This window comes from Comamonas sp. DB36, from assembly GCF_057914905.1.
This window is the reverse complement of record NZ_CP196631.1, coordinates 4,369,169-4,381,083: the sequence shown is the minus strand read 5'-3', so window position 1 is coordinate 4,381,083 and position 11,915 is coordinate 4,369,169. Positions and strand designations below refer to the sequence as shown.

The following is an 11,915-nucleotide window of genomic DNA, read 5'->3' as shown; positions in this document are numbered from 1 at the left end:
CTTCAGCCCAGCGCCCATGCGGGCGGCTGCGCATCCTCGGCGTTGGAGGCGCAGAGCACGACCTGGTTTTCACTGCCGGTTTCCATCGCCGCAGGCGCAGCGCCCCCATCCAGCCACAGGAGGCAGCGGGGCGGTGCCGGGTAAGCCGCCGGCACCGGGGTATAGGTGATGATCTGCAGGTCGTCGAATTCCTGCGCCTCCTGAACACCGTTCCTGGAGCCCGGCGGTTCTGCCGCCGCGCGGTACGGATTCTCTGGATTGAGAGTCTGGACCCGGTCGAGGAAGCGATTGATGTCGAATGCGTCTTCCACTTCGCGCGCCTGCGCCTGCTGCACCGCATGCGGCCGCGGTTTGTTGTAGATGCTGTGCCGCAGATGCGACCAGGTGTCGGGGCCGTGCTGGACAGGGGGTTCCGGCACCGGCGGCGGCGCTTCCTGCTCCAACAGAAAAGCGGGCAGCGGCCGGGTGATTACCTGCTGCAACGCGTCCGAGTACCGGGGGAAGACGTCCAGTGGCTCGACAGGATCGCAGCCCGGGATCTGCAGGTCGCGCGCATTCTGGCTCGAAGGGACGGGGGCGTTGCCTGTGAAGGGCGGGGGATAGAAAGACATATGAAAGATCCTGCCGCGAAATGGTTCTTTATTCTCGGATTGCCTTTTCCGCGCCTCGGTCAGCCGGGTGCGCAGGGGGGCGACAGCCGAATGGCGACAGAGTTGTAGGATTTGGTTATCAGTAAAAAAACTCAATAGTTTTTGAAAAAACTGTGCCGATTGTGCATGGCTGGCGCAGAGTTCAAGGGACTCTCATGGCATGGCGTCCTGGCTGGCCACCAGCTGCACGGCAGAAAAGTCGTCCGCGACAGCGGCCGCATCGTTGCTGTCCAACGCGTCATGGGCTTCAAGTTCACGTTGCCCGGCCGTCGTCCGGCTGAGAACCGCAGGCGCGCTGCCGGGGGCAGACTGGCAGTTGGGCGGCGTCTGCATCTGCGTCTGCCAGGCATCGAGCAAGGTCCCTGACAGCGTAGGAGGCGCGCAGTCTGCCTGGTTTTCATCGAATTCTTCGAGATTTTCCCCGCGCAGCGGCAATGCAACGGCCGCGCTGGAATGCGCCACCCCCTGCGGGGATTGGAGCGCATCGTCGTCTTCTGAACGCTGGGCCACTGTGCTGAACGGCGGGGTGACGCACGCCCGCTGCGCTGAAAGCAGCGGCAGCTGCGTATCGCCGGGCTGCGCAAGCCGCATCACGTGACCCGTGCTGTCGAACTCCGGCGTGGGCAGCGGGCCGAAGGAGTGGTAGCTGCTGATGGGACTCAATTGGTGGAGTTCATGCAGATCCTCCCCATCGACAAACTTGCCGGTCGCGCAATCGAAACGAGGTTGGGCGGTGCTTGAAACAGGCGAGCCGGCGATATCCTCGAGCTGGGGAAAATGCGCTGCCGACAGGCGCATGGGCATGCTGTGGTCGGCCATGCGCTGCAGATGTATGGGAGACAGCGTCTCACCGCTCAGCCGATATTTCGATGACGAGGGCGTCACCAGGTTCGCCGGGCACTCCTGCCATGTGATTTCAAAGTGTGTGCGCTGCGGCTCCACGGGCCTGACGGTGAACGGATGCTGCAAATGCTGCAGAGGATTGTCGTGAATCAGGGGCGGTGGGGGGCAATGGCTGTCATCGTCCTGCACCGGCATTTCGCTCGCGCGACCCGGGTTCCGCGTGAGCACGGGATCGAATTCGGGTGGGGTACCGGAAGGCGTGGCCTGCGTCAATGAATTGGTGCGGAGTTTCGGCGGCATATGGAATGGGAGTGAAGAGGAATGGAAGCGGGCAAAGCCATTTCCATTTTCCGGTCCCATTCCATGCCGCTGTGGTCGGCAGCACCCGTGTCCACGGGTCGGCGCGCAGGATGCACGCGTGTAAGCTTTTGACTATTTATTTAACAAATTAATAGTGTTTTGCTATTAATTGAGCGGCGGCATTATCGGCTGGCGCTGCCGGGCGTCAGATGCCGCGGCCAGAACGTCCACAGCCGCAGGTTCTGCTTGAGTCGCCCCGCAATCTCGCCCGCTTCGGCACCCCAGCCCGTGAAGTAGTCGGCGCGCACCGCACCCAGGATGGCGCTGCCCGTGTCCTGGGCAAACACCATGCGGTTGAGCGCCACCGTCGGGCCGGGTGTCGACAGCCAGACCGGCGTGCCGTAGGGAATGCTCTGGCGGTCGACGGCGATGGAGCGGCCCGGGGTCAGCGGCACGCCTAAAGCGCCCTTGGGGCCGAACTCCGCGTCCAGGCCCTCGAGCGCTTCCTCACGGAAGAACACATAGCGCGGATTGCTCCACAGCATTTCGTTGACGCGGCCGGGGTTGGCCGCGATCCAGGCGCTGATTCCGGGCCAGGTCGCGTCGCGCACCAGGTTCTGGTCGAGCAGCCAGCGGCCCACGCTCTTGTAAGGCTGGTCGTTGGTGCCGGCATAGGCGACGCGCACCAGGCGCACCTGGCCGTTGGGCTCGGTCAGGCGCAGCCGGCCCGAGCCCTGGATATGCAGCACCAGCGCGTCGATGGGATCGCGCAGCCAGGCGATCGCGCGGCCGGCGAGCGCGGCCTGGGCTTCGGGCAGGGTATCGATCTGCTGGCGCGAATACCAGGGCTTGCGCGTGCCAAAGCCCGTGGGCAGCTGGTACAGCGGCACGTTGTAGCCATTGCCGGGCAGGCGCGCGGCGTCGAGCTGGGGTTCGTAGTAGGCCGTCAGCAGGCCTTCGGGGCTGCCGTTGCTCGCTTCCACGCGGTAGGGCTGGAACTTGGCCAGCATCCAGGCGCGCTGCTCGTCGCCGTTGGCGATGCTCAGCCGGCGCACTTCGCTGCACAGTCCCGCGAATGCCGGCGTCGGGCGCTCGCAGTTCTTCACCCAGGCATTCCAGGCTTCGTGCAGTGCGTCGCTTTCAAAGCCCGGCAGCTCGCTCCAGGCCACGGGCAGCCAGCGGCTCTTGGGAAACGACACCGCCGCGGCCGTGATGGGGGCCGGAGTGCTTTGGGAGCCCTGAGGACGCAGCTCTGGAATGGGCGAAGGATCGACGGTCGGAAGGGATGTGGTGGAACACGCGGCGAGCGTTCCTACAATCAACGCCATTGACGCAAGGCGCAGGAGGTTGAGATTCATGGGGCTGATTTTGCTTGAAGCGTTGCTGGCATTGATCGTTTTGATCGCAATTGTCTGGTGGACCATGTTTTCCGGACGAAAACGCGGGGAACTCGCGCCGCCGGATTCGGAGGAAGACCCGCCGCAGCCGCCGGGGCCGCGGCCCTGATGCGCCAGGCCTGGCGGTTGTCGTGTCTGTCCTACGGGCGTCGACATCCGGGGCTGATACGCTGGGGGACAATTGGTTTAACACGAGGGCACCTGCCCCCGGCAGGCGTTTTACGTGCAGTTAGCGCCCGGATCATTTACGTGAAGGAGTTCATATGCGCAAAAATATTCTCGTGGCCGCAACGGCTGCAGTTCTGCTGATTTCCGGCTGTGCCAACACCGGCATGTCCGACACCCAGCGCCGCACGGCCACGGGTGCGGGCGTGGGCGCCCTCGCGGGTGCGGTGCTGGGCTCGGCGACCGGCGGCAAGGCCGGAACGGGCGCGCTGGTGGGCGCGGGCGTGGGTGCGCTGGGCACCTACATCTGGTCGCAGAATATGGAAAAGCAAAAGCGCGAGATGGAAGCCGCGACGCAGGGCACGGGCATCGCCGTGACGCAGACGCAGGACAACCAGCTCAAGCTCGACATTCCCAGCGACATCTCGTTTGACACCGGCCGCGCGGACATCAAGAGCAACTTTGCTCCGGTGCTCGACCGTTTCGCCGATGGTCTGCGCAACAACGTCAACACCGACGTGCGCATCGTGGGCCACACGGACAGCACGGGCTCGGACGCCATCAACAATCCGCTGTCGCTGCAGCGCGCCAACAGCACGCGCAATTACCTGACCAGCCGCGGCGTGGGCGGCACGCGCATCCAGACCGAAGGCCGTGGCTCCTATGAGCCCATCGCGTCGAACAGCACCAACGAAGGCCGCGCGCGCAATCGCCGCGTGGAGATCTATGTGGGCGAACGCCCGCGCTAAGCGCTGATTGCAGCCATGCCCCAAGGCCCCGAAAGGGGCCTTTGTCGTTCCTGGACAGGCGCTAGACGTCGGTTCTCAGCAGATTGGCGAGCTCCACCGCCGACTTGACCTGCATCTTGTCGAACACGCGCGAGCGGTGCACTTCGACCGTGCGCACGCTGATGTCGAGCTGGTCGGCAATCAGCTTGTTGGGAATGCCTTCGACGACCAGACGCATCACATCGCGTTCGCGCTCGGTCAGGTCGGTCAGGCGATTGCGCAGCGCGTCGCGCTCGCGCATGCGCGACAGGTGCTGATCGGAAGCCGCGAGCGCCTGCTCGATGCGGTCGACCAGCGCGTTGTCGGAAAACGGCTTCTCGCAGAAGTCGAAGGCGCCGCGCTTGACGGTGTCGACGGCCGTGGGCACGTCGGCATGGCCGGTGAGAAAGATCACCGGCATGGCCGCGAGCTGGCCTTCGGCGAGCAGCTGGTTGAACAGCGCCAGGCCACTCATGCCCGTCATGCGCATGTCGAGCAGCAGACAACAGGGATGGCGCGCGGGCGACTGCGACTGCAGCATGTCGAGAAACGATTCGGCGCAGTCGAAGGACTCGCTGAGCAGGCGGCGCGAGCGCAGCAGCCATGCCAGGGCCTCGCGCACATCGGCATCGTCGTCCACGATGTAGACGGTGGCGTTTTGTACGGGTTCCATGGGATCAATTCTGAGGTGGAGCGGGCAGCGTGAAACTGAATACCGTACCACGCGGAAGGTTGGGGCTGTGGCGCAACGTCCCTCCGTGCTGCTCGATCACGGTGCGGCACAGGCTCAGCCCCAGTCCCATGCCTTCCTCGCGCGTGGTGAAGAACGGCGTGAACAGCTGTTCGGACACGGCTTCATCGATGCCGCTGCCGCAGTCGATCACGGAAAATTCCAGCCAGCTCGCATGCGCGCTGCTGGTGCTGTGGCGCACGCGCAGCGTCAGCTCGCGCGGCTGGGTTTCGATGCCGTCCATGGCCTGGGTGCCGTTGCGCGCGAGATTGAGCAGCACCTGCTCGATCATGGTCGGATCGCACAGCACGGGCGGCAGGTCGTTGTCCAGTTGGGTGATGACGCGCACGCCGAGCTTGCGCGCCTGCATGCGCACCAGCGGCAGCACGGCGTCGATCAGTTCGCTGGCGTGCACCTGCTCGCGCGACTGGTCGCGCCGGCGCACGAAGTCGCGCACGCTCTTGATGACCCGGCCCGCGCGCTCCGCCTGGTTGGCGATGCGCTGCATCGCGGTGCGCAGGTCCTGCAGCTGCTGGCGCAGCGCGGCCGGATTGTCGCTTGCCGGCTCGTGCTGGCCCAGCATGTTGAGCGAGCCCGCCGCATAGCTGGCGATGGTCATCAGCGGCTGGGTCAGCTCATGGCTCAGCAGCGAGGCCATCTCGCCCACGGTCGCCAGCCGCGCCGTCGCCTGCAGCCGCTCCTGCGATGCGCGCGAGAGCTCCTCCATGCGGCGCTGCTCGCTGATGTCGAGGAAGGCGCTCATCCAGCCCGTGTGCCGGCCCTGGGCGCTGATCAGCGGCGCTTCGAAGATCAGCACCGGAAAGCGCGTGCCGTCCTTGCGCATGAACACCGTTTCATAGCCTTCGCGTGACGGCGGCGCCTTGCCCGCGAGGCGCTTGAGCTGGCGCTGGTGGTATTCCTGCGACAGCTCGGGCGGCCAATACGGCGCGAAGTTCAGCCCGAGCAGCTCTTCCGAGGTAAAGCCCACCATCTCGCAGAACGCGGGATTCACATAGCTGATGCGGCCCTTGAGGTCGCGCGCGCGCAGGCCGGTGATCAGCGAGTCTTCCATGGCCTTGCGAAACGCCAGCGCTTCGCCCAGGTCGCGCTCGGCGCGCAGCCGCCGGCGGTTGTCGCGCACCAGGATCACCAGCACCGTGCCCAGTGCGATCGACATGGTCGTGACCAGGGCCGTGAGCACGTTGGGGAACACGCTGGGCGCGCGGTGCCAGTGGTCCAGCCGCAGCACCAGCATGTTGCCCGGCAGATCGAGGATCTGCTGGGCCGTGAACACGCGCGTGCCGCGCCAGGCCGCGCCGACCAGCGCCAGCCGCGTGCCGTCGGGCTCGGTGAACGAGACTTCCTGGCTGTGCGCGAGGTTCTTGCTGACCTGGTTGACCAGAATGCTTTGCAGCGAATAGGTGGCGATGATGAAGCCGTCGACGCGGCCGCTGTGCGACAGCGGCAGGCAGACTTCCATCATTTCCGAGCCCAGGCCTTCATTGAGCAGCTGGAAATAGCTGGGTGAATACGCGGGGCCGTTGAGGCGGCGCGCATTGGCGCAGGTCATCTGCGCATGCGACTGGCTGTCGTCGCGCAGGCCTTCTTCCCACTGCGTGGGCCGGTAGGGGGTTTCGGCATACGACTGCAGGCGCACGCGCGCGTCGCGCCATTCGATGCGCAGGATCTCGCGGCGCACCTGCAGCACTTCGGCGGCGCGCGCGCGCCATTCCTGCGGATCGCTGGACTGGGCGCTGAGCGCCTGCAGGTCCTGCAGGTTGCGATTGAGCGCGGCGCGCACATCGGCCACGGCATTCGCGGCATCGCGTTCCAGCCGGTCCTGCACCTGCACCGCCTCGTAGCGGCCCGCGAGCCAGACCAGCGTGATCAGCATGCTCACGACAAGCACCACCAGCACGGTCCACAGCGACCAGCGCCGCCAGGCGCTGCGCCAGCGGCGCCAGGGCCAGCGCGGGGGCGCGGGTTCGGCTTCGGCGCCGGCCTGGCTGCCCTCGGGGTAGCTCGGAAAGGACATCGCGTCGGGCAGGGGCGTCGGAGCACTCATCGGCAGGAATCACAAAATACGGTGTTGCAGGGCGGGCAGCTGGGCGCGCACATGGGCGATGTGCTGGCGGTCGAGCGTGGCCAGCGCCAGCCCCGGGCCTTGTTCGCGCACGGCCAGCACCTGGCCCCAGGGGTCTACCGCCATGCTGTGGCCCCAGGTCTGGCGGCCGTTGGGGTGCAGGCCGCCCTGGGCCGGCGCGAGCACATAGGCCTGGTTCTCTATCGCGCGCGCGCGCAGCAGCACTTCCCAGTGGGCCTGGCCCGTGGTGTGGGTGAAGGCGCTGGGCACCAGCAGCAGGTCGCAGCCGCGCTGGGCATGGGCGCGGTACAGCTCGGGAAAGCGCAGGTCGTAGCAGATGCTCAGGCCCAGGCGCCAGTGTTCTCCGCTGCGGTCGGTGATGTCGAGCCGCACCGGCGTCTGGCCGGCGGCGATCACCTGGGCTTCGTCGTAGCGCTCGCGGCCGTTGTCGTAGCGGAACAGGTGGATCTTGTCGTAGCGCGCCACGCATTCGCCGCCGGGCGAGAACACCAGCGTGCTGTTGCGCACATGCTCGGGGTCGTCGGCTTCCAGCGGCAGCGTACCGCCGACGATCCACAGGTCGAGCTCGCGCGCCGCGCGCGCCAGGAAGTCCTGGATGGGCCCCTGGCCGAAAGCCTCCATGTAGCCGAGCTTGTCGGTGTCGCGCCGTCCCATGGCGCAGAAGTACTCGGGCAGGGCCGCGAGCTCGGCGCCCGCAGCGCGCGCCTGTTGCAGCAGCTGCCAGGCGACTTCGAGGTTCTCGGCCACGTCGGGCGTGGACACCATCTGCAGGGCGGCAACTTTCATGGCGGCGTTTCTCCCCGGGTGGGGGGAGGGGTGCTGGCGCGGGGTTCGGGCTTGGAGGATACGGGGTTGACCTGGGGATCGGACCAGCTGCCGTCGATGCGGAATTCCTTGGTGGCGGCCGCGATCAGCGGTCCGCGCAGCAGGATTTGCGCGAGAAAGCTGCTCAGGCCCACGACCGGGTTGATGGCCGTGGCGACCAGCGAAGCCGTGCCGGCGTTGATCTCGGGCACGACCACCACATGCAGGTTCTGCGTTTCGCGGTGCATGTCGGCCTCGCCTTCCATCAGCACCGCGGCGTTGACGCCCTTCATCTGCAGGTTGTTGGTGCGCGCTATGCCCTGGGCGATCTGCACGTCGCCGCGCACGAAGTCAAAGCTGAAGCCCTTGCTGAACACATCGCGGAAGTCCAGCGTCAGGCGCCGCGGCAGGGCCTGCAGGCTCAGCACGCCCAGCAGTTTCGCCAGGCCCGGTTCGGCCTGCAGGAACTGGCCCGACGCCATGTCGAGGTGCATCTGGCCATTGAGCGAGTGGTAGTCGGGCGAGAGCGGCGAGCCGTTCCAGGCGACCTGGCCGTCGAGCCGGCCGCGGCCGTTGCGTATCACGCCGGGCATGGAAAAGCGCGTCAGCAGCGCGCCCGTGTCGGCGATGTCGAGCGCAAAGCGCAGCGCCGTGCGCGGCTGCGCGGGCTGGCCCGGCTGCAGCGCCCAGCTGCCGCTGGCGCGCAACTGGGCTTCGGGACTGGTGATGTTGAACTGGATCAGCTGCCATTCGCGCAGCGCGGGGTTGCCCGGGCTTTCGCGGTTGCGCGCCTGGACTTCGAAGCGCCCCATGGGCCGGCCGAACAGTTCGAGTGCGTCCACGGCGATGTCGAGCGCCGGCAGGCTGCGCGGCTGCGGGCTCAGCAGCGAGTCGACCGCGCTGACCGCGCTTTGCGGCACCGCCAGGCGCGTGAGCCGCGCATAGACCTGGCCCGCGGGGTCGGCCGCATGGCCTTCGCGGTACTCGATCTGGCCGCTGAGTTCGCGCGCCTCCACGGTCGCGTTCCACAGGCCGCCATTGCGCGTGCCGCGCGCGCTGAGCGCGTGCAGCGTGCGGCCGTTCGCCGTGAAGCTCTGGGCGCTGAGCGTCGCGGTGTCGGGCAGATAGCTTTGCAGCGAGGCGGCCGATGCGGCGGTCGTCGAGGTTTGCGCCGCGGCGGCCGGCTCGGACGGGCTCAGGCGCTGCAGCGCCTGCTGCCAGGCGTCGACATCCACCGCGGGCATCGCGACCTGGGCGTGCACGCCGCGCGCGGGCATGTCTACGCTGGGCAGGGGGCTGCCTATGGCCAGCGCGCCGCGCAGCACTTTCGCCGGTGTGGTGCCGGCATCGCGCACGTAGTGCAGGCTCGCGAGATCGCCCCATTGCAGCGTGATTTCGTCGTGCAGCGGCGGCAGCTCGGCCTTGCTGGCGGCCGGGGCGACCAACGCGGACGGCGCGAGCGTGTGCGCAAAGCGCAAGGGCAGGGCTGCGGCGGCGGTCTTGCCCAGGGGGCTGGGAAGATCGAGCGCCAAACCCTGCAGGTTGCTGGTGACGGTGATTTCGGGCGTGCCGCGGCGCACGCCCAGGTCCAGCACATAGTCGGCCTGGCCCTGGGCCGCGCCTGCGATATCGGCCAGCAGGCCCAGCTCGGGCGCCGCGCGCAGGCCTTCGGCGCTGGCGCTGCCACTGGCGCGCAGCGCCAGTGGCGACTGGCTCGCGGGCGCCGATGCGGGCAGCACCTGCATGCCGCCCTCGAAACGCAGCGGGCCGCCCAGCGCCTGCGCCTGCACGCCGGCCAGCGAGAAGCCGGTGTCGGAAAACTGCACGTTGCCGCGTATCTGGCTCAGCAGCGGCACTTCGGGCATCAGCCGCAGGCTGTTGCCCGCGAGCGCGACGCTGCCCTGGACTTTCGACTGCTCGAGGTGGTCTATGGGCAGATCGAGCTGCAGCTGCAGCTGCGCCGCGCCGCTGCCCTGCGCATGGTCCAGCACCTGCTGCGTGAAGCCGGCCACGGGCGAGCCGGCGACAAAGCCCAGCATTTCGGCGAGTTCGCCCTGAGCCCGGGCCTTGACCTCGACGCGCGTATGCGACAGGTTGGGAATGCGGGCCTCGATCTGCTGCAGCTGCATGCGCGGGTGGCCGGCGACCCGGCCCTGGGCATTGCGCACCGCCATCGATGCGCGGTCGAACACCAGCTCGCCCGACAGTTGGGTCAGCGCGGGCCAGGGTTTGTCACCCGCGGACTGCAGCCCTGGCGGCACATAGACATAGTTGACGTCATGCACTTCGGCGGCAATGCGGAACTCGCCGTCGCCGCGCTCGAACGGCAGTTTGTCGAGATCGCCCTGCACCTTGAACTGCACGCGGCTGGCACGCCCGCTTTGCACGCTGTCGCGCACGTAGTGGCGTGCGTCGGCGGGGATCTCCAGCGGCAGGTAGCGGTGCACGCGGCTGCCGTCGGCATTGCGCAGCGTGCCCGTGAGCGCGAGCACGCCGGGAAAGCGCTTGGCCGCGTCGCGCCCGGTGTGCCAGGTGGCCTGGGCTTCGCCTTCGGCGTCGGCGTTCGAAAAGCGCATGTCGCTGGCCTGCAGCTCGATCTGTTCGCCCTGCACCTGCCAGCGCAGCGCGCCGCTCAGGTTGTCCAGCGGCAGCACCGGCTCCTCGAACACGCCCGGCAGGCGCAGCGCTCCGCCGGTCATGCTGAGCTGGGCCGAGCCGCCGAGCTGGTTGAGCGAGAACTTCGCCTGCAGGCCTTCCACACCCGGAACGCCCGTGCCCTTGGCCGCGGGTTGGTCGGACAGCGCGAGGTCCTGGACATCGCCGCTCACTTCATATTGCAGCGGCTTGTCCATGGGCCCGCGCCAGTTCGCCTGCAGCGCCTTGACAATGCCGCGTGGCGCGAGCGCCAGCAGTCGGCTGCGCGCGGCGTCGGCGATGGGCAGGCGGCTCGCGAGCTGGGCTGCGATCGCCAGGTCGAACTGTTCGAAGCGCAGCTCGCCCTGCTCGCCCAGCGCGCCGAATTCGGCGGCCGCGGCATCGGCCTGGCTGTGGCGCAGCGAGAACTGGCTTGCTGGCCAGCGCAGGCCGTCGCCGGTCTCGAACGTCAGCGCCTGGCCATTGAGTGCATAGCCGCCGGGCAGGCGCGCCACGCTCAGCCGGCCCTGCAGCGCGCGCAGCGCCAGCGGCGGCAGGTCGGGGCGCAGCCGGGTTTCAACGGCACTGAGCACCAGGTCGGTCGTGACCTGCTCGACTTGCCCGCGCTTGATGTCGACCCAGGCGCGCAGCGCGCCGCGGCCCTGTGAGACGCTCGCGCCCTGCAAGTCGATGTACTGGCCCAGGCGCGCGACATCGAGCTGGGCGAAATCCGCATAGGCCTGGCCGGTCCAGCGCCGCCAGTTGCCCGCGTGGGCCGACAGCAGCGGTTGGCGCAGTTGCGCCGACAGCGTGAAGCGCGCGCCCCATTCGTTGTCGGGCGTGGCATCGAGCCGTATCTGGTGGCGCCAGCCTTTGTTGCGCACCACGAAGTCGAGGTCTTTTAGCGCCAGCGGCGGCGCCTGGCGCAGTTCATCGGTCCAGCGCAGCTGGCCGCTGCGGATCGCGATCTCGGTCTGCGAGAACAGCCAGTCGGCCGCGGGGTTGTCCTGGCTTTCGCTGGCCGCGGGCAGGGGCAGTCCTGCAATCCACAGCTGGCCCGCGCTGTCGCGCCGCGCCTCGAGCAGCGGCGCGTCGATAAAAAGCTGCTCCACGCCCAGGCGCAGCAGCGAGCGCGGCGACACCGCCACCACCACGCGCGGCAGTTCCAGCGCGGGCTGGCCGCGCGCGTCGAGCAGCGCGACCTGGCCGAGTTCGATGACGGGTATCAGCCCTTCGCTGCGCGCCGTGATCGCACCGATGCGCACGGGTACCCCCAGGGTGCGCGCGGCCAGGCTTTCGAGCTGCGGACGGTACTCGCTGATTCGCGGCACAATTAATCCATGGAGCACCCCCCACACGGTGGCGAGCAGCAGCCAGAAGGCCAGCAGCAACCCCAATGACCACCGCGCAACGCCAGCCATCCAGTGAAGCAGGCGTGAGGGGTGCGGTTGAGGTTCGATCATTGGTGGGCAGGTCAGTGCCAGGAATTATCACCCGCTGGGGCCGCAAAGATGCGGCTTC

General features: G+C 67.8%; 9 protein-coding genes. 2 read left to right on the top strand and 7 right to left on the bottom strand.

Going from position 1 to position 11,915, the window contains the following annotated elements:
* Positions 1–2 precede the first annotated feature (2 nt).
* From ACSVDO_RS20495 to mltA, 3 genes are all read right to left on the bottom strand, one after another.
* Positions 3–611 (bottom strand): hypothetical protein, encoded by a 609-nt coding sequence (locus ACSVDO_RS20495; protein WP_489594331.1) that lies wholly within the window; start codon positions 609–611, stop codon positions 3–5.
* 192 nt (positions 612–803) lie between these two features.
* Positions 804–1,793 (bottom strand): hypothetical protein, encoded by a 990-nt coding sequence (locus ACSVDO_RS20490; RefSeq protein ID WP_332549628.1) that lies wholly within the window; start codon positions 1,791–1,793, stop codon positions 804–806.
* 182 nt (positions 1,794–1,975) lie between these two features.
* Complete coding sequence (gene mltA / locus ACSVDO_RS20485; RefSeq protein WP_489594329.1) at positions 1,976–3,217, bottom strand: murein transglycosylase A; 1,242 nt, start codon at positions 3,215–3,217, stop codon at positions 1,976–1,978.
* On the opposite strand from mltA, the gene ACSVDO_RS20480 reads away from it, so the two are divergent.
* Complete coding sequence (locus tag ACSVDO_RS20480) at positions 3,150–3,299, top strand: hypothetical protein (RefSeq protein ID WP_332538358.1); 150 nt, start codon at positions 3,150–3,152, stop codon at positions 3,297–3,299. The two genes, mltA and ACSVDO_RS20480, sit on opposite strands and share 68 nt — an antisense overlap.
* Positions 3,300–3,453: 154 nt before the next feature.
* Positions 3,454–4,104 carry a YiaD family glycine zipper/OmpA-like lipoprotein gene (locus ACSVDO_RS20475; protein WP_213295191.1) on the top strand — a complete coding sequence of 217 codons (651 nt, stop codon included), beginning with the start codon at positions 3,454–3,456 and terminating at the stop codon, positions 4,102–4,104.
* Between the two features lie 61 nt (positions 4,105–4,165).
* On the opposite strand, the gene ACSVDO_RS20470 is transcribed toward ACSVDO_RS20475, so the two are convergent.
* Genes ACSVDO_RS20470 through ACSVDO_RS20455 form a run of 4 tightly spaced genes read right to left on the bottom strand, consistent with a single transcriptional unit; the run spans position 4,166 to position 11,857 of the window.
* Entirely contained in the window at positions 4,166–4,795 is a 630-nt protein-coding gene (locus ACSVDO_RS20470; protein ID WP_332538357.1) for a response regulator transcription factor, read from the bottom strand.
* Between the two features lie 4 nt (positions 4,796–4,799).
* On the bottom strand, positions 4,800–6,887 hold the full coding sequence (locus tag ACSVDO_RS20465) for a PAS domain S-box protein (protein ID WP_442881646.1): 2,088 nt from the start codon (positions 6,885–6,887) through the stop codon (positions 4,800–4,802).
* Positions 6,888–6,926: 39 nt separating this feature from the next.
* Positions 6,927–7,742, bottom strand: a complete 816-nt coding sequence (locus ACSVDO_RS20460) for a carbon-nitrogen hydrolase family protein (protein WP_332538355.1) — start codon at positions 7,740–7,742, stop codon at positions 6,927–6,929.
* Positions 7,739–11,857, bottom strand: coding sequence for a YhdP family protein (locus ACSVDO_RS20455; protein WP_489594325.1), 4,119 nt, complete (start codon positions 11,855–11,857; stop codon positions 7,739–7,741). Before ACSVDO_RS20455 ends, ACSVDO_RS20460 begins: the two co-directional genes overlap by 4 nt.
* Between the last annotated feature and the right edge of the window lie 58 nt (positions 11,858–11,915).